The sequence below is a fragment of the Paenibacillus sp. N22P23 genome (assembly GCF_059383735.1).
The window spans coordinates 1,302,018-1,319,814 of the sequence record NZ_JBXENT010000001.1; the positions used below are offsets into that span (position 1 = coordinate 1,302,018).

The 17,797-nt window shown below is 48.4% G+C and carries 17 protein-coding genes; 1 reads left to right on the forward strand and 16 read right to left on the reverse strand.

What is annotated here, in order from left to right; all coding sequences use genetic code 11:
- Positions 1-811 precede the first annotated feature (811 nt).
- The 3 genes from AC506A_RS06230 to AC506A_RS06240 all read right to left on the reverse strand — a co-directional run bounded on the left by AC506A_RS06230 (position 812) and on the right by AC506A_RS06240 (position 4,703).
- The gene (locus tag AC506A_RS06230) at positions 812-2,041 is read right to left on the reverse strand and encodes a serine hydrolase domain-containing protein (protein ID WP_495460978.1); all 1,230 of its coding nucleotides are present in this window, start codon (positions 2,039-2,041) and stop codon (positions 812-814) included.
- Between the two features lie 176 nt (positions 2,042-2,217).
- Complete coding sequence (locus tag AC506A_RS06235; RefSeq protein ID WP_495460103.1) at positions 2,218-3,573, reverse strand: DUF2252 domain-containing protein; 1,356 nt, start codon at positions 3,571-3,573, stop codon at positions 2,218-2,220.
- A complete protein-coding gene (locus AC506A_RS06240; protein WP_495460104.1) occupies positions 3,570-4,703 on the reverse strand; it encodes a stalk domain-containing protein in 1,134 nt (377 codons plus the stop codon). The genes AC506A_RS06235 and AC506A_RS06240 overlap by 4 nt, the downstream gene beginning before the upstream one ends.
- A 180-nt stretch (positions 4,704-4,883) precedes the next feature.
- Here AC506A_RS06240 and AC506A_RS06245 point away from each other — a divergent pair, with 180 nt between their 5' ends.
- Positions 4,884-6,704: a PAS domain S-box protein gene (locus AC506A_RS06245; protein WP_495460105.1), complete on the forward strand. Its 1,821-nt coding sequence runs from the start codon at positions 4,884-4,886 to the stop codon at positions 6,702-6,704.
- Between the two features lie 721 nt (positions 6,705-7,425).
- On the opposite strand, the gene AC506A_RS06250 is transcribed toward AC506A_RS06245, so the two are convergent.
- The 13 genes from AC506A_RS06250 to AC506A_RS06310 form a co-directional block, all read right to left on the reverse strand.
- Positions 7,426-7,887, reverse strand: a complete 462-nt coding sequence (locus AC506A_RS06250; RefSeq protein ID WP_495460106.1) for a small multi-drug export protein — start codon at positions 7,885-7,887, stop codon at positions 7,426-7,428.
- A gap of 38 nt (positions 7,888-7,925) precedes the next feature.
- A complete protein-coding gene (locus AC506A_RS06255; protein WP_495460107.1) occupies positions 7,926-9,020 on the reverse strand; it encodes a DUF5808 domain-containing protein in 1,095 nt (364 codons plus the stop codon).
- Positions 9,017-9,418, reverse strand: coding sequence for a GntR family transcriptional regulator (locus tag AC506A_RS06260; protein WP_495460108.1), 402 nt, complete (start codon positions 9,416-9,418; stop codon positions 9,017-9,019). Before AC506A_RS06260 ends, AC506A_RS06255 begins: the two co-directional genes overlap by 4 nt.
- A gap of 31 nt (positions 9,419-9,449) precedes the next feature.
- Entirely contained in the window at positions 9,450-10,223 is a 774-nt protein-coding gene (locus AC506A_RS06265) for a CPBP family intramembrane glutamic endopeptidase (RefSeq protein ID WP_495460109.1), read from the reverse strand.
- A gap of 603 nt (positions 10,224-10,826) precedes the next feature.
- Positions 10,827-11,501 (reverse strand): PspA/IM30 family protein, encoded by a 675-nt coding sequence (locus AC506A_RS06270; RefSeq protein ID WP_495460110.1) that lies wholly within the window; start codon positions 11,499-11,501, stop codon positions 10,827-10,829.
- Position 11,502: 1 nt separating this feature from the next.
- Entirely contained in the window at positions 11,503-11,985 is a 483-nt protein-coding gene (locus AC506A_RS06275; RefSeq protein ID WP_495460111.1) for a hypothetical protein, read from the reverse strand.
- A 170-nt stretch (positions 11,986-12,155) separates the two neighbouring features.
- On the reverse strand, positions 12,156-13,466 hold the full coding sequence (locus tag AC506A_RS06280; RefSeq protein ID WP_495460112.1) for a sensor histidine kinase: 1,311 nt from the start codon (positions 13,464-13,466) through the stop codon (positions 12,156-12,158).
- A complete protein-coding gene (locus AC506A_RS06285; RefSeq protein WP_495460113.1) occupies positions 13,450-14,130 on the reverse strand; it encodes a response regulator transcription factor in 681 nt (226 codons plus the stop codon). Before AC506A_RS06285 ends, AC506A_RS06280 begins: the two co-directional genes overlap by 17 nt.
- 222 nt (positions 14,131-14,352) lie before the next feature.
- Positions 14,353-15,255 carry a phosphotransferase family protein gene (locus tag AC506A_RS06290; protein ID WP_495460114.1) on the reverse strand — a complete coding sequence of 301 codons (903 nt, stop codon included), beginning with the start codon at positions 15,253-15,255 and terminating at the stop codon, positions 14,353-14,355.
- Positions 15,252-15,599, reverse strand: a complete 348-nt coding sequence (locus tag AC506A_RS06295) for a VOC family protein (RefSeq protein WP_495460115.1) — start codon at positions 15,597-15,599, stop codon at positions 15,252-15,254. Before AC506A_RS06295 ends, AC506A_RS06290 begins: the two co-directional genes overlap by 4 nt.
- 30 nt (positions 15,600-15,629) lie before the next feature.
- Positions 15,630-16,142 (reverse strand): P-loop nucleotide/nucleoside kinase family protein, encoded by a 513-nt coding sequence (locus AC506A_RS06300; protein WP_495460116.1) that lies wholly within the window; start codon positions 16,140-16,142, stop codon positions 15,630-15,632.
- Positions 16,143-16,659: 517 nt separating this feature from the next.
- A complete protein-coding gene (locus tag AC506A_RS06305; protein WP_495460117.1) occupies positions 16,660-16,989 on the reverse strand; it encodes a hypothetical protein in 330 nt (109 codons plus the stop codon).
- Between the two features lie 155 nt (positions 16,990-17,144).
- A complete protein-coding gene (locus tag AC506A_RS06310; RefSeq protein WP_495460118.1) occupies positions 17,145-17,645 on the reverse strand; it encodes a hypothetical protein in 501 nt (166 codons plus the stop codon).
- Positions 17,646-17,797: the final 152 nt, after the last annotated feature.

Sequence of the window (17,797 nt, forward strand, 5' to 3'; positions counted from 1 at the left end):
AAGCCAATTAAATTCCCGAAGATATAGAAACTATTATTGGAATCCATAAATGATATCCCCGAATATCAATTGTTTTTGATGACCAATCATGAGTTCAGTTTGAAATCCTCCTTAGTTTATTATTTTCTATTGCCTATACGCAACTGAAATGAATATGTTGCATAAACCGTTCAATAGGCTGCCCCGTGTACCATTTTAACCTCGAGACGGTAAACCAGTGGGGTCTGGTCTTCGCACAATAAACAACAAGATCGCCTAAACCTGCCTGCTCGGACAGGAGGTTGGCGATCTATTTTATGTTCTCGCATATCGAAGTCTTCCGTGCTTGCTCCAGCACTTTTCTTTCCGCGAACTATACATGTCTAGGGGCACGCGCTGTTTGTTTTCGACTTTGTGTATTCCTGCAACATGAAAGGCAGATTGCGCTAACGAACCGTACGGCGCTTATTTGCCCATTTATGGCCTCGAAAAATAATGCTAACGAACCGTAGGGGCTCTATTTGACGGTTTTGGAGTTTATGGGAGCCGTTTATCCCCAAATAACGCCTCTACGGTTCGTTATAATCTCGAACTTCCGAAATTTGGCCTAATAACGCCTCCACGGTTCGTTAGAATTTCACCGAATACAAGACGAGGCGTGTGAGATAAGATTTGTATGGCTGTTGGAGGGCTGGCGCGGCGAGCTTGCACAATTGGATGCGCGGCAAAGATGCCGGTGAACGGAGCCAAGCACTAAAACCGAAAGAGCCGGAAAATCCGTCTATTCCGACGATTCTCCGGCTCTTCGTTGTTTCTCTAAGCTTGATCAGATTCAGTCTTCTATTGCCTGATAGACCATCGTCCAGAAATCATGGATAACTCGCGCCGAATCGGGAGTGGTCATCCCGACCTGGGTGAGGAGGATTCCGGTGAGCTGTTTCTCTGGATCGGCGTACGTCGAAGTGCCGGTTCCACCGTCCCAGCCGAATTGACCAATGGATGCGTAGTCGCCGCGGTAGGTGCGCACCGCCATCCCGAAGCCCCAGCCGCCGTGCTGCCCTTGGCCATGCGACAAATGGACGTAGTTTTTGGCCATGGCGTCTCGGACAGCTTGCTGCTCTGGCGTGAGGCGGTTCGTCGTCATCAGCTGCACGGCAGGCCGGGACAGGATCCTTTGTGTCCCGTGCATCCCTTGGTTCAGCAGCATCTGTAAATAGGAGTGATAGTCAACGGCGGTTGAGACCAGCCCACCGCCTCCTCCTTGGAACTCCGGAGGTTGACTGTACCGCCCCCCAGAAGCCTCATCCCACACGTTGAACTGTCCAGTTCGCGGATCAGGTGCATAACTGGTCGGCAGTCGGCCAATCTTGCTAGCGGGCACGTGGAAGCCAGTGTCCTTCATTTCGAGCGGATCAAGGATGCGTTCGCGCAGGAACGACTCGAACGTCTGACCCGTGACTCTGGCAACGAGCACACCGAGAACTTCGTTGCTGATGTGGTACTGCCACCTTTCTCCGGGTTGGTAACTCAGCGGGAGTGTGCCCAGCCGGCGCATCCACTCGTCTGGATCGGGCAATGTCACCTGTCCTGAGTCGTATATCCCCTGCGCGAAGAGCGAGGTGAAGATCGGCGAACCCAGCAATCCCATATCCATCCCAAGCCCGAACGTGGAGGTCAACAGATCACGTACGGTGATCGGCCGCCGCGCCGGCACGGTGTCGTCCAGTGGGCCGTCAGCCTGTCTCAGCACCTGCCGATTGGCGAGTTCGGGCAGCCAGGTATCTACCGGGTCGTCCAGATGCAGCTTGCATTCGTCGAGCAAGATCATCACAGGCGCAACTGCTACAAGCTTGGAAGTGGACGCCATTCGGAAGATCGTATCACGTCGCATCGGCGCACCACCGTCATGGTCCATTGTGCCGATCGCTTCATTATGCGTTTCACCATTCCGACTGACCAAGGCGACGAGTCCCGGAATCTTCCCTGACTCGACATGCCGTGCCAGCACATCTCGCAATCTGCGCAGCCCTGTTTCGGAGAATCCTCTATTGCTCAGTCCCATTGTATTCTTATCCATTGGGTTATCCTCTCTTTACTTTATTTTTCAGCGCTATCGTTTTACAACTTGACGCACCTCCTGTTTTGGTGAAATCTAGTGATTACCTCACAAACATGATTACCCAATAAATAGAAAACGGCACCCGATTATTAACCGGCTGCCGTGATGACTTCTTTCCATTATCGTGTACTTTCGTTTCGTTCGGTCCGCTCGCCAATCCATTCCTTGAACAAGATGTAGTCTTCCTCCACCTGATTCGCATATGAAATAGCCCAATTGGCGATATACTCGCAAAAAGCATCCGTATCTTGTCCAATTGCAAGGAGTATCGCATCCTCGCTATGGTAGGATATCAGTCCGTGCTCCAAATCCACATCCGCCCGCGCATGAAGCTTCGCCGTGATCCGTCCCATACAATCCAACACCGGCAACAGGTCCTCTGTTCCCGTTATCTTCTCCAGCTTAAGCCGCTTCTTGTATGGAGAACGTTCACGCACGTAAAAATCGCGGTCGTCAATCGTCAAATAGCCCAGATACGGGTCTGCCTCGTGATGCATGGCCTGCTGCGTGAAAGTAACTCGCTTGCCCTGATGACCGAAATTCGTCCAGAACGACTCATTGTACGGCATAAAATATGCAGGAATCGGGGTGCGCACTTCCTTCACCTCGAGGATGATATCGTCTAGTGCATGCTCTCCGCCTTCGCCCTCGATAAGCACATAATAGCGGTCTAATCCAATAGACGCGGTGCCCGAGCCATGCTTCACTGCCACGTCCTTAATGGCGTAGTACCCGCCTTGACGCTTCGTGCTCTCCGCAAGCGACATCAGGTAATTCGGCCAGCTTTCCTCCAGTTTGAGATGCTCTTCCTCAGTTGGAGGGACAATCTCTTCCGAATCCATGAATCTTCTTGCTGTGTGCGTCAATGTGGTGATGCCTTCCAAAAATTGCGATGCTAATCGCTTCTCCGTCTTTTTCAACAGCTTGCGGATCAGCCCTGCCGTCGTGTTCTTGTCGAAAACAAGCGTGCGCGGGTCATCCTTGCGTTTCGCAAACCTGCGTATCTGATTCACATACCCTTCCAAATACGTAGTGATCGCGTCTTTTTGTCCTTGCTCCTCAATCAACTTGGTCCTGCATACCAGCGCTGTGCTGACAGACATTCTAAGCAGATCGTACAAATAGGAGCCAAGATAACCTTCGTCAAAATCGTTCACATCGTATACGATCCGACCTACTTCACTCCGGAACGCTCCGAAGTTCTCGAAATGCAAATCACCCTGAATCCATGTCGGGCGATCCTGCGGACTGTGATAAGGAAACCATTCCCGGCCGACGTCGAAATAAAACAAATACAAGCTCCCTCGGTAAAATGAAAACGAGTTCTCCGCCATCTTCGCATATTTTTGCAGTCGCATGTTTTCCGGTAACTTCATTACTTGCATGTCGAACTCGTTGAGTACGCTGCTAAGCAGCTCTTTACGCAACCGTTTTTGTGTGATCCGGACGCGTTCCGTAATTCGTTCCGTCTTCATGAGAGGCTTTGAGCGGTTACTTTGACATCATCAAAGTAAAGGGTAGTCAACCCTTCGAAGCCGGAATCCGCTCCGATTAGAATATAAATTTCGCCTTTGGCATTTGCTGTCACCTTGGCGCTGTAGTTAAAATCAACACGCTGATAACCACTCTGATCCGCATTAGGTTTGGCAGCATTGCCGATTACTTTGACATCCTTGCCACCGGTTCCTTGACTGCCGATGTCCACGTTCATTCTGTAATATTCCGATCCTGGAGAAGTTGTTGGAACAGATAACGGTTCGTTTGACAGTATACCAGCCTTCAAGAATATCGATTCAGCAGGAGATCCGCCAATACCGATCATTCCTCCGCCCGCATCTGTGTACATCGCAAACTTCAAATTGACGTTATAGGAAGTATTTGGTTTGAAGCCGCTAATTCCCTTGGAAAGATACATAAACAAATCATCGCTGCGATTATGCCCCGAGAGCTTCAATCCATAATTAGTCGTGTTTTTATCGACGGGAAGCAGTTTACGGGAATAATCCAGTTCGTAAATCTCTTTATCATAATCGATCGGCAAATCGGCAAAGCCCCCCTTCCATCCTTCCATGTCCTTAGTAAATTGATAATTGAAGTCTACACTACTGGGAGATTGCGGCTGATTGGATAGCGTAAGCTTATGGGTTGCAGCCTCCCATTGTAGACCAATGCCCATCAAAGAAGCTAACGATCGGGCGGGAACGAACACCGTACCTTTTGTCTGACGAACCTGCACGGGCAGCTTGATATTCTCTCCTTTAACATTTACCGCATAGGCCGAATTCATGGTGAATTTAATAGTGCCGAAGCCTTTTCCTGACAATGTAATCATCTGGTTCTTGTCATTCCAACTGATCGATGCACCTAGAGATTCAGCAGCGGCTCTGACGGGAACCATCGTATTTCCGTTAGTAACAAAAGGTGCTGCCAGCAGACTATGCTTACCTGTGTTATTGAAATAATTAACGTCATTCATTTTAAAAGTAACAGCAGAGGAAGCACCGGTAATCGGTTTATTTTCTGCTCCGTTTGCTCTATTTGCGCTGCCTGCTGAAATGACAGTTGCAACAATTAGACTAGACAATATGAGATTGTTTCTTTTCATTTTTATATTCTTCCTCTCTACTTAGATGTCTTTTTCTAGACGGAATGATTCATTGAAAGGTTACATCTAATATTTTCCCCAAAAAAAGAACCCGCTTATCCAACAGGTGATCAAAGGATTTTACACGCCTCATGTCTAAAGCCTATATATGGAACTTGATATCGTCGGAGGTAGAATGTCATGCCTAAAACTTTACATTTTTCTGAACAAGAACTGTTCACTACTACGTTCACTAACGCCCCCATCGGGATGGCCTTGGTATCTGATGAAGGAAAGTGGCTGAAGGTCAATTCGGCTCTATGCCAACTCAGCGGTTATTCCGAATCCGAACTTCTTGGCATGACCGTACAGGACTTGACTCACCCAGCCGACACCCCCACTTCGCTTGATCTCCTAAACCGTTTTTTGGACGGTAAGTTGGATTATTGCCAAATGGAGAAACGTTATATTCACAAGAGTGGTTATATCGTATGGGTATTGTTAGTTCTTTCTACCATAAGAGACGATCACGGGCTGCCATTAATATGTATCGCGCAGATCCAAGACATAACGGAAAGTAAGTTTGCGGAAAAAGAACTACAATCCAAAACTTCCCAATTGCAGTCTTTTATGAACCACAATGCGGATGCCATCTGGTTAATTGACATAGAGGAATCCGTTCTAGATGTAAATCCGGCATTTGAAAGGCTATTCGGCTGGTCCGCAGATGAGATCAAAGGGAAAAAGCTGCCCTTGATTCCCGACTTCCTCAAGAATTCTATGAATGGAATCCATCAGATTATCAAATCTGGAGAAACGATTATTGGTTTGGAAACGATACGCCAGCGAAAAGATGGTCAATTGCTGGATGTGGAAGCAACGTTGTCCCCTCTTCGGGACCATAGCGGAATGATCATTGGTATCACTGGGATATGTCGAGATATTACACCTAGGAAACTTGCCGAAGACAAGCTGAAAGCAAAGACGACGCAATTGGAGTCTTTTATCAAACATAATGCGGATTCTATTATTATTTTCAATCACGATTGCCTGGTACAAAGGGTCAATGAAACGTTTGAACAGGTCTTCGGATGGACCAAGGATGAAATGATCGGCAATACCATATTTGACCTTCCGATCATTCCGGCAGAAAGCTTGGATGAAGTGAACCAGTTTAATGAACTCGTGAGGAATGGACAAGCGGTAATAGGAGTGGAAACCGTCCTCAAACGGAAAAACGGAGAGTCGATGAATGTGATGCTGACCGCCTCTCCTATTCTCGATGGCCGAGAAAACCAGAATGGTTGGTCCGTAACTTTAAGGGATATTACAGAATGGAAAATGGCGCAAGAACATATGAAAAATGCCGAGAAATTATCGATAGCCGGTCAATTGGCGGCTGGAATTGCCCATGAGATTAGGAACCCGATTACCTCCATTAAGGGATTCGTTCAACTAATGAAAGCGGGATTCGGAGAGAAACAAAAATACTTTGATATCATGACCTCTGAAATCGAGCGAATTGAGCTGATTCTTAGTGAGCTATTAATACTTGCTAAACCACAAACGATCAAATACGAAAGAAAAGATATTCGCGTGCTGTTAAGTCAAGTGATGACGCTGTTGGATTCGCAAGCAAACCTCAATAATGTACAATTTACGACCGAATATAAACCTGGCGCGACCCATCTTTACTGCGACGAGAACCAGTTAAAGCAAGTTTTTATTAATTTTATCAAAAATTCCATAGAGTCCATGCCAAAAGGCGGCACGATCATGATTCAAGTTAAGAGCGATAACGAACAAGAACTATCGATTCGTCTTATTGACGAAGGCTGCGGCATTCCGAAAGATGTCCTCGCTAAATTAGGACTGCCCTTTTATACGACGAAAGACACTGGAACCGGACTCGGGTTTATGGTGAGCAAGAAGATTATAGAGAATCACGCTGGTAGATTGAAAGTCGAAAGTGAAGTAGACAAAGGAACCAGTATCGAAATCAAGCTGCCTATTTCTTATTAACGGAGTTCCTTAATTGGGCACAAAAAGGGACACCGTTTCAGGTGTCCTTAGGCTGTTGACAACGCCCTCATTTAACAACATCCCCGCGTTAAAATCTAACAATCTCATCTTGCATTCCGCGAGATTCTAACGAACCGTAGAGGCGTTATTGGGCCGAATTTCGGGCCTTCTAGATTCTAACGAACCGTAGAGGCGTTATTCGGGGATAATCTGCTGCCAATTACTCAAAAACCGTCAAATAGAGCCCCTACGGTTCGTTAGAAATATTTCGGTGCCATAAATGGGCAAATAAGCGCCGTACGGTTCTTTAGAGCATGCAGTTCAATCATTGGTCTTTTTATCCTCTCTTAAACTCATCACATTGAAGAAACTGAACAAGAATACGAATAATGACCCCCATATAATAAAAGGTCCTATACTGAAAAGACCAAGTACCGAAAACCCGGTACAAAGAAAACCGATGAATAGGCAAAGCTTCCAAAATTGTTTGTACATCAGCCACAATGTTACAAGAAAAATGAAAAGTAATGCTGAACCATACTTAATTAACAGCAGCCCGTTATGGTACTCGCCTGAGTCGGAGCTGAATGAATGAATATCGCGAGATCCAATAAGGATTAGGCCGAGACAACCAGCAACTCCAACAATTATTCCTAGTATGCTGATGATAAGTTTCATTTGCCATCCCTTTCTTCAAGCCATCTATATTACCAAATACTCTTTAGATAAAGTTAAAACCGTAATATGTAGCTGCCGCGAACAGAACAGTCCAGAATACAAGGCCCGTCGTCATCCAGAATAGGACGTTTTTACGCGGGGCTTTGAAAATCATAGCGAAGACGACTGCAACTTCCGTACCGATCAATAGCGGACCAATTATGGCAAGGCCGGGCAATCCATACTTAACGAACACTTTATGCGCGCGTCTGCTCTTTTTGCTCTCCTGCTGTTGACTTACATCGCCAATACGTTTTTTGTTTCTCCACTCCTGCCATCGATGGAAGAGGAAGACCAATAGCAGTACAGTTAGCCAGTTGCCTGTAAAAGCAAGAATCGCAGACCAGATCGGGTTTAAACCAAGCGCTATTGCCAGCACGACTATCGCTGCAGACTCAATCCAGGGCAGTGCTGATAAGATGAATACCGCCAAGTAAGACCATTCTTTTAGATAATCCTCAAGCATTCGTTGACCCTCCCTATTTGATGTTCTCCACATTTACTTTATACAAAGAAAATGGGCACGAGAATGGCGGTTATCAGAACGGCTAACATCAAAGCAGCTATGATCTTACCGAGCGAATTAGCCATATTGATCGTCCATGCGAATCCGTATCGATCCGGAACGAACAACGCAGGATCTTCGGGGTTCACGTATATGCTGCCAAGCCACTTCCAGTGCCTCTCTTCCTGCGACGGAAAGTCTTTTTGCTGATCAAGACCTCTGAACCGCAGGTAAAGCAATACGCCGATCAGCGTTAAGAAGAACACAGCCATGAACGAGACGTTGGAGCGGAAGAGCAGATTGAGCTTCCAGCCGTACAGCATTACGGCTTGCAACAACCCTAAGTTTGCAACCCCCAGCAGCGAAATGCTCCAAGATGCAATCGAATGGATTTTCTTCAGCTTCAATTGTTTCTGCAGCGAACCTTCCCGGTCTTGGGGATCCAGTGATGTCCTGGCGCGGCTGATCATCAGATTATAGCCGGCGAATAACACGATCATCAGCGCTTGTACGATGTTTATCATGAACACGGTCCGTACGGATTTGTAAGTGAAATGATCCGGAGAGCCGTTCGGCCCCATATGCATCGCGAACGACTGCGGAATCTCGTTCCATCTCGCGACAGCAATGATGATGCAAACCACCATCAAGGAGACATGCGCCGAATACCACCAAGAGCCCAGCACCGAGCGATGCGTCCGACCGAACGCGAGGCTTGCTGCACGCTTCGTCTGTACGACAACCTGCCAGCCTCTTGCAGCCTTCAAGCGTTGCGCTGACATCCGACTGATCCGAATAGCGAAACCTGACGCAAGCATTAATAGTAAGACGGCAGTCGTCCAACACAGAATGCTCCGCCCCGCCGTTTGATGACGTGTCACAAAGAAACAAGCTCCTCCGATGACGATCGCAAAACCGCCGGTGAGCAGAACATAACGCCGACGAATGCCGAGGACAGCTGCATCCCGCTCGGCTTCCTCCGGCAGCACGATGCCGAACAACAAGGTCCGCAAGCCTATAATAGACTGTATGCTGATTATCAATGCGATAAACAAATATACGCTGGCCATCATGATCGTTTCCTGTACAGTCAAAGCTGTTCCCCTCCGCGATTCGTTATTGTTTCTCGGTAAACCGACCTGCTCTGCTGCGCGAATTCCTCTTCCGTCATGCCTCGTACCGCAGCTGCCGCCGCAAGAGATCGCAGCTCCCGCCGAAGCTTCTCCTCGAACGCCTGCGTCACGCCGGGCATGCCGTCTGGCTGGACGATAACGCCTTTTTTCCGGTGAACTTGTAGAAAGCCCTCCAGCTTGAGTAAATTGTAAGATTTGTTGACGGTATGGAGATTGATCCCCAAGTCCTCCGCCAAACTCCGAACCGACGGGAGCGGATCCCCCGGCTTTAACTCACCCGACGCGATCCCTTCGACCACTTGATCGACTAGCTGCGCGTAAAGCGGGGTTTCAGATTGTAGATCGAGCTCTATGAACATAAATATCTCTCCTTATGGCAGATGCGCGTCTTCAGGAAGCGAGGGGGCCGATTATGCCATGCAGAAGCAAGTCGGTCGTCATATGCGCGACAATTGCGTATTCCAAGCCTTGCCGCTGGTAAAGATAGCCGAACCAAATGCCGTACAACGCGTTCGGCACGATCGTAGCCGCAACGACGGCAGGCATCATTCCCCCGAATATCGCGCTCGCCTGCGGCAGATGCGCCATTCCAAACAGAACGGCCGCAACCACGTTTGCCGTCATGTATACGTACGATGGAATTGGAGCGTTTTTGATTCGGATCAGTTTTACGAGCAGCCACGTGAACAGCGACATCGCGAACAATCGAAGTACGATTTCCTCAAAGATCCCTCCGGAGAAAATCGTCAGCATCCCTTTCCACCAGGTTTGATGGGGGGTATCCACGTGCGGAAGATGGGGCTGCACTAAAGCGTTAATAGGGACAATCAGCAGCGTGATGACGAACGCACCTGCAATACCGATCAGAAACCATTTTCGTGATACTGCAGGTCGGCCTACTCCGTAGATCCAACGTCGGAGAAACGGCGCATCCAATCCGACGCGACTCGCAAGAGCCAAACCGCCCCATGCGGCGAAAAAGCCAACGATGCCGTTCTGCAAAACCTGAGCCGCCGTTAACATGAGCACATACTGCTGATGCGACATCGCCGGGTTCTCGGCCTTCGGTAGCACTTCGAGCGAATAGGGCATAATCAGCGCGCCGGCAATGGCGCAGACAACCATTAACCATGCCGCGATTTTGACATGTCGAAGCCGTCCCATATCGAACCACCAACTTCCATTTGTTATCTGTTATATTACATATATAACAGATATAAAATCAACACGCAATATCTAGTTGAAAAATCTTCCAACTTGCTTAGGATGGTTTGTAATGTTCTTACAGGTTTGAACCAAAGTGTCATGTCAGTTTGCGTGTGCTACAGCGCTAAACAAACCTTCCTTAACTTAATGAAAACGGCAGCCAATCATGTGATTGGCTGCCGTAAAGTTCTGTAACGTTGTCGGTACAGATAGTTCCCCGAACTGGCGGCTTCGTCCGCACGGTTTTAAATGCGCTAACGAATCGTACAGCGCTTATTTGCTCATTTATCGCACCTAAAAAATTCTAACGAATCGTAGGGGCTCTATTTGACGGTTTTGGCCTAGTTGGGAGCCGATTATCGCCTATTAAGACCTCTACGGTTCGTTAGATTGTCGAAGCCCCGAAAATCAGCCAATTAAGACCTCTACGGTTCGTTAGATTTTCTCTGAATGCAAGCAAAGGAATGCGAGAGGAGATTTGTTCGATATGAACGCGGTGATGTTTTGAAGTGGGTTAATAAAAAATGGCCGTCCGAGACTTTATCGACGGCCTTCACACTATTATTCTACTGCTGTCGCTGGCTGCTGCTTCAAATCTGCCAGTGACGCTTCGATCTCCGCCGTTAGCGTCGGATCGAGATACTGCGGCGCGGACCGTTTAGCCGGCGAATTGAAATGATTCATTGCCTCCAGCTCCGCCTCGATCATCAGCACCCTCTCCTCCGCACGGGCGAATCCTCTGACAATGCCGTCCGTCTGAAACGATACAACGCTCTGGTTCAACTCCTTCAAGGAGCTTGCCACATTGACCCGGGATTCGAGCAGCAGTCTGCGGTGATTGTACTCCTCCGATTGCACCAGCAGCTGGGCGATGCGTTCCTCAAGGACCTTCGTTTGTTCCTGGATAGTTGCGTACTGCTCGCGGTAGACTGCCAACTTCTTCTCTTGCAGCAGCTTCTCCTGAAGCGCCAGCTTCGCGATCTGATCCTCGTCTTGGGCAACCGCAAGTCTCGCTTGGCGGTCACGCTTCTCCACTGCCGTCTCTGCGTTCGCGATCAGCACCGCTTGCCGCTTCTCAATAAACAGCTGGTGCGCCAGTGCCCGCTGCCCTTTCTCCAGCTCAACACTAAATTCCCGCATATATTGATTCACCATATTGAGCGGCTTCTCGCATTTATCGATCAGACCGTTCGTTTCGGCCAGAAATACATCTTTGACACGTTTGAAGATACCCATCTTACTTCGACTCCTTTGTTTGGTTTTGCTGAATTTCCCATTGGTCCAGGAAGTCCGATGCCGACGGAATGTTTGCAAGCACATTCGCCCCATCCGCGACTCTCGACCGTTTGCTTCGCTTGCTCATCCAGAACAATAAAAGTCCTGCGATAAGTATCATGAAGCCCACCACTACGCCAGGACCAACACCATGATCATGACCTCGTTCGATGTGAATGCCGCCCTCTTTGAACACCGGCGCTCGAGGAGGCACTGGCATCGTTACTTCTTCACCGCGAAGCGCTGGCACGGCCGCATCCCTGTCGCCTCTGATCTCAACCTTCATATCGCCTGCGGGTCTGCCATGAAACTCCTGACTAACCCCCACAACTATCGCCTCATCACTCCTGTTCACACCACCCACCAAACTTAATCCGGCGCAGGCAGCTACGATGATGACGGATACTAGCAGCGTCTTTTTCACCCAAGGTCTAACGCGTCTCACGTTTTATCATCCTTTCGTTACAATGTTCTTGTCTCTACAGTACCTACTATATCGAGCAATGGTAAAAGTACGGTAAATAAGGTGAAATGGCTGTCGCCGTCCTTTTGGGTATAAAAATACCCTTCCTCTTCATCTTCCCAAGAGAAAGGGCTGCTCGCCTTCTTCGTGTGCTAAACGGGAAACTCTACCGAAAATGTACTTCCTTTCCCAGGGGTACTCTCGAGAACCACCGAGGCCCGATGGGCGATAGCGATCTGCTTCGCAATCGCGAGACCAAGCCCCGCGCTGCCTTCTTCACGAGAGCGATGTTTCTCGACCCGGTAAAACCGGTCGAAGATGCGCGGCTGATCTGCTTCGGTAATGCCGATGCCGCTGTCCCGGACGATGATCCGCCACTGCTTCGGGTTAGGATCCAGACCAACGTCGACCTTGCCTTCCTCAGGCGTGTATTTAATCGCATTATCCAGCAGGATATAGACCAACTGCTTGAGCCGCTCCGGATCGCCTTTAACGGTCAGCGTTTCCGGCAGCATCGTCCGCAGCGTGATCCCCTTCTTCTGAGCAACGCCTTCGAAGGCAAGCACCCACTGGCGGAGCTTCGGCGCAATGTCGAAAGCGTCCATCTCGAACTCGGCTGAGCCTGCGTCGGAACGGGCCAGCAGCAGCAGATGCTGCACCATGCGGCTCATTCGGCTAATCTCTTCCTTCATATCCGATACAACTTCCTTCGAATACGGCGTAATGGTATCCCCGTTCTCCAGCTCAATCACATCGAGGGACGTGTTCATAATACTGAGCGGCGTCCTCAGCTCATGAGAAGCATCGGCCAGAAATTGCTGCTGCTGCCGGAATGTTTGCTGTATCGGGATCATTGCTTTTTTGGACATCGAGGAACTGAGCTTGACGGCTGCAATTATGAAAATAACAAGAATAATGATGAACACGATGATCAGATTGCGGAGTATATCCCAGTAGAAGGTGACATCCTTCGCTGCATAGATCGTAGCCGGCCCATTCGTCGTCATAATCGGGTGCGCGCCTACAAAGAGCAGTCTGTCATCCGTACGCATCAATAGATCGCCATAGAGTCGCTGCTGCTCGGGCTGCCAGCGCAAACGGAACGAATCCCGGTCTGGCTGCCACCCATCAATCTCCGCCATATTAAGGTCGCTTAACTGCGCGATTGCATCGCTCTGAGCAAGCACTTGACCACGATTATCCAGCACATAGAAGAAGTACAAATCATCATTGCGGCTGTTCTCCAAATCCGGAACGACAACTCGGCCGTCCTCGGTCGCATACAGGGTCGATTGGAGCGAATTGCGCTGCTCCTGATACGCCATGAAGATGAAGAAGAGCGATACGATGATCGAGAATAACGCCAGAAACAAAATGATGAGCCACGTGTAGGTAACTGTGAGCTTCCTTTGTGTGTATTGGAATAAGTCGCGCTTCTTCCCTTTTTTAAGCGTCCATTTCAAACCGGTAGCCTACCCCCCTGATGCTGTGAATGACCGGTTCCCCTCCGTAATCGTCCAGCTTGTCCCGGAGCATCTTCACGGTAACATCGACATTCTTGTAGGAAACATCGCTGCCGAGTCCCCATATGCGATTGAGAATCGCCTCTCTCGTCAGCACATTGCCGGTATTCTGCAAGAATAAATCGAGCAGCTGATACTCCCTTGGACTAAGCTGTATCTCCGCGCCATCTCGTGATAGTTGGTGTGAGGTGCGATTGAGCGTGAATTGCCCGAACTTCACAATATCCGCCTGCCTCGGGGCAAAATTCCGCCGTGCAAGCACACGAAGACGTGCGAGCAGCTCATCCATCTCGAAAGGCTTCGTCAGATAGTCGTCGGCTCCTGCATCGAGGCCGAAAATTTTATCCTGCAGCGAATCTTTGGCCGTCAAGAGGACGATGGCTTGTCCATAATGTTCGCCCCGCAGCCGCTTACAGACATCGACACCATCCATGAGCGGCATCATCCAGTCCAGGATGAGCACATCGTATTCCGATCCACGGGCGTAATCGAGCGCATCCTCGCCGTTCTCCACCCAATCGACGTGATAGCCGCCTTTCTTCTCCAACATGTATTTAACAAGCTTGCCGAGCTTCTTATCATCTTCCGCCAGCAAAATATTCACGTTTACGATCACCGCCGCTACATTCGATATAATAGGTTAGTATACCAAACTAACGGTAAAAGTACGGTAAAAAATAACCCCATTCACCAGTATGGCGAATAGGGATTGTATACGAGTTCATTTGTCCAATCACATCTACAGTCCAACTCGGTGCTTCACCTTCTAATACCAATATTCTTATTACTGTGGTTAGAGGCTGATTGACTTTCGACAGCTTCCCGCTTAGATGTAAGTCAACAATTGATCGGCATTTCGTCTCTTATCTTCAGTGCGATCCCTAAAAGCGCTGTAGGCAATATGGTCAAGCCCAATGTGGATGAGATAGCAGTGTATGCGTTCCTTCATCTGTGCAGGCGGGCCTCCGCGCTTCTCCCAGTGGTCGTCCAGTATTTGTTGCAAGTTAATCCCTTGCCATTGCGGAAACCAAGACAGCCAATATAGAAACAAAGCATGGTCGTAGAGTGGATCGCCATAGAACGCATTTCCCCAATCAAACACTCCGGTTAGTTTCCTCTTGTCCACCAACACGTTTCGATTCAAAAGATCGTTATGTACGATTCCGCGGAACTCCGGAAGCTGCGGTGCGAGTTTACTAAGCTTAGCTACGCCGGCATCGAAGATACTTGCCTCCCGTGGCGAAGTGTTTAACCGTTCGCGCCAGCCAGCAAGCCTTTCTCTGGGCTCAGCCACCGATAATAGCTCTGCCCCCCAGCTCGGACCTGTTCCTTCTGGGCGCCAAAGTCCAACATCCTGTGTGCTGGTGAGATCTAGCTTCTGAAGCTCATCAAGCGCATCGAACAATTGCGGAAGGACAATCCGCAGTTCCGATTCGTCAAGCTCATCGAGATGTTTCTCTCCTTGCACTCGTTCAGATACGGCGAAGAATCCATCCTCCGTCTTACCAACCTCTATAACCTTTGGAATCGGCATCAAGTCCATGGAAAACGATCCCATTACACGATCTTTTTCGAAATCTTCAAGATACGCGCCGAAACGAATGACCATTTCACGCCCATCGAGCATGAAGGAATAAGCTCTTGACCAATCACCAGAGGCTAGAGGTGTAAGATTCTGTGCACGGTCACCGTAGTGATCCATTACAAACCGGGTCGCTGTTTGTTTCATTTCTCCCATAGCTCAATCAGTCGACCTTCAGGATCTTCAATCCAAACAAATTTTCCATAATCACCAATCTCTGCTTGCTTTGCAAGAGGGACACCAATATGTTCAAGATGCTTCATTGTCTCGTTTAAATTATGTACTTGGAAATTTAACATCACTTGTTGTTCGGTTGGGAAATAACTGTCATTCTCGGTAAAGAAGGAGAAGATCGTCTCATTCCCTTCTTGGGGTTTTATCACAGTCCCATTCCAATCAGCAATGTCAATCTTCAGCACATCGCTGTACCATTTTTTCACAACTTCAAGATTCTTCGTTCTCCAAAAAATGCCTCCGAAACCTTTTATCATCGTAACTAACTCCTATCTTTATTCAAATTTTTAGCTATGTTTACTTCGTTCCCGATCCATCTGTATACATAAGGTCTTCATGCATTCCGACACGGTTTGATGAGCGGTGTCAATGACGATGTGCTCCCGGTCCCAAACATCGTATTGTCGATTCCGAACCTGTTCCCACGTCGGTAGAACAAAGCCGGGAATATCTGCTGCACGCGTTTCGATTCGATGCCTATGTTCGCGATTATCAGAGCATATCACTTCAATTTCCACAAACGGAATCTCGAGAGACTCCGCCACGTTGCGCCAAGCTTGTCGTGTTATTTGGATAGGATTAACAGTATCTGCAATCACGTCTAATCCCAGCCGGAGATTCTGTGATGCAATTGCATAACACACCATGTAACCCTCAGGGCCGTCGACCCTCGTACCGGCATCCCGCATAGCCTGCTCCACGACATCGACTCTGAGATATGCAGCCTTTAGCTCTCTAGCCAAAGCTGACGACAACGTCGTCTTCCCGGTGCCGGGCAATCCGCCAAAAATATAAAGCATTAAACTCGACTCCTTCAAAATAAGCGCACAACGAATCCCAATAAGCTTAACTAGCGGATGTTGTTGAATATTTGAATCTTTCCAAATAATCATCTATTATACTCTGATCTTGATGCCACCATAACATTGGAAAATCATGATTTTGAACAAATCCTAACTTTTTTGCTAGCTGAATTGACCGTTGATTTCCGGCATCACAGTTATAATTCGGAATTAGATTATGGCTCTTCGGCTTTGACCTCATTATTCGCGCGGACCATCTTCCGACCTGCAACGGTTGTGACAGGGGTTATATAGCCAAAAAAGCCCGATTTTATTTGCTTACGGTTGTAAGCGGGCTTATTTGGACATTTTCCGAGAGATATCAACCATTATGCAGCGAATAACGATGCTCACAACCGTTAGAATTCTAACAGTCGTTCATTTCATTGAATAGACACGCTGACAACCGTTAAAGAATCATTTCTTTCTCGGCAGACAGAAACCACTCCTACTAAGGAGTGGTTTCTGCTCAAATCTATAATAATGGCGAGTGTGATGTATGAAGCTCGTGCGTGTAATCCTCAAGCGCTGCCTTAGCCCGCTGGATATCATCCTTATGGACCTGCAGATTCATATAGCCTGTTGTGTGCATCGTGCCGGCGGCAATACCGGATACCGGCTGACCGTCCTTCTCGCGGATGCGGGACCGTAAGCCCCGTCCGTGCAAATAAGCATGTTTATCCTGTAGTTCCTCCATTTGACTGCCGGGTGCGGTCAAAACTGTTTTCCAGCGGCTTATGCGGATTAGAATAGCGGCCACAATCAAGAACACAGAGACACCAACGATAATCAGTATAACATTCATCGTCATTCACCTCTTCGTTCCGGGGAGATTCCCCTGTTTCCTTTACCTTAACCACCCCCGTTTAGCTGTGAAACAACTGGTCAAGCCCATTTTTTGTTCATCAATTCGTTCCACAAAAAGGCAGCAGATCACTTCGATCTGCTGCCAAGGATGTCTTACCCCATTTTCTTATTGTTTACGTGTCTGTGCACCATGTCTTTCATGGCAGATACGGTTGTTCGCTTATATTGAAGTCCCAGCCGAAGCACTTGCAATTGTTCCCTGCGAGATAGACTCTTGAACCGAGGCTCTTGCTTCAAGAAACGACGGATAATCGCCCAGCTGCTTGTCGGGGTCCGATCCCGCTTGATGTAAGGTATCTCATAGGGCAAATCCCGTTTGCGCATGCGGTGAATCAATGAATTCAGCTTAGCAGACGCATTAGTCTCGTCTACTAGACATGGAGCAGCCGTTTTCCTCGTGTGTTTCTTTAGGAAATCATAATGGCTGCTGCCGCTCACCAGGACGTAACCGCCAGCCTTCCTGCTCTTGCGCACAATCATAAGCTGCATGCAATCCTGCGCGGTCCGTTTAAGTTCCTTGATTCGACTCGTTAGTTGAATGGATGATTCTGGCTTGATCTTGCTAAGGGGGATATATTGAACCGTATATCTCATGGCATTCGCCCCTTCAAGGTTTTCTTATGTATATGCAAGGCCCTATGCTCAAGTTAATACACCAAATCGCCGATACCAAATGCGCTTACCGGGTTCCCTATGACTGGGGTTATTGCTAGAATTGGTTCCTCGAGTTTATCATTTCCATAATT

What these genes read in the sequence shown, in the direction of transcription:
- AC506A_RS06230 (WP_495460978.1), bottom strand. Translation starts at nt 2,041, where the DNA reads ATGGGACTGAGCAATAGAGGATTCTCCGAAACAGGGCTGCGCAGATTG.
- AC506A_RS06235 (WP_495460103.1), bottom strand. Translation starts at nt 3,573, where the DNA reads ATGAAGACGGAACGAATTACGGAACGCGTCCGGATCACACAAAAACGG.
- AC506A_RS06240 (WP_495460104.1), bottom strand. Translation starts at nt 4,703, where the DNA reads ATGAAAAGAAACAATCTCATATTGTCTAGTCTAATTGTTGCAACTGTC.
- AC506A_RS06245 (WP_495460105.1), top strand. Translation starts at nt 4,884, where the DNA reads ATGCCTAAAACTTTACATTTTTCTGAACAAGAACTGTTCACTACTACG.
- AC506A_RS06250 (WP_495460106.1), bottom strand. Translation starts at nt 7,887, where the DNA reads ATGCTTGAGGATTATCTAAAAGAATGGTCTTACTTGGCGGTATTCATC.
- AC506A_RS06260 (WP_495460108.1), bottom strand. Translation starts at nt 9,418, where the DNA reads ATGTTCATAGAGCTCGATCTACAATCTGAAACCCCGCTTTACGCGCAG.
- AC506A_RS06265 (WP_495460109.1), bottom strand. Translation starts at nt 10,223, where the DNA reads ATGGGACGGCTTCGACATGTCAAAATCGCGGCATGGTTAATGGTTGTC.
- AC506A_RS06270 (WP_495460110.1), bottom strand. Translation starts at nt 11,501, where the DNA reads ATGGGTATCTTCAAACGTGTCAAAGATGTATTTCTGGCCGAAACGAAC.
- AC506A_RS06290 (WP_495460114.1), bottom strand. Translation starts at nt 15,255, where the DNA reads ATGAAACAAACAGCGACCCGGTTTGTAATGGATCACTACGGTGACCGT.
- AC506A_RS06295 (WP_495460115.1), bottom strand. Translation starts at nt 15,599, where the DNA reads ATGATAAAAGGTTTCGGAGGCATTTTTTGGAGAACGAAGAATCTTGAA.
- AC506A_RS06300 (WP_495460116.1), bottom strand. Translation starts at nt 16,142, where the DNA reads ATGCTTTATATTTTTGGCGGATTGCCCGGCACCGGGAAGACGACGTTG.
- AC506A_RS06305 (WP_495460117.1), bottom strand. Translation starts at nt 16,989, where the DNA reads ATGAATGTTATACTGATTATCGTTGGTGTCTCTGTGTTCTTGATTGTG.
- AC506A_RS06310 (WP_495460118.1), bottom strand. Translation starts at nt 17,645, where the DNA reads ATGAGATATACGGTTCAATATATCCCCCTTAGCAAGATCAAGCCAGAA.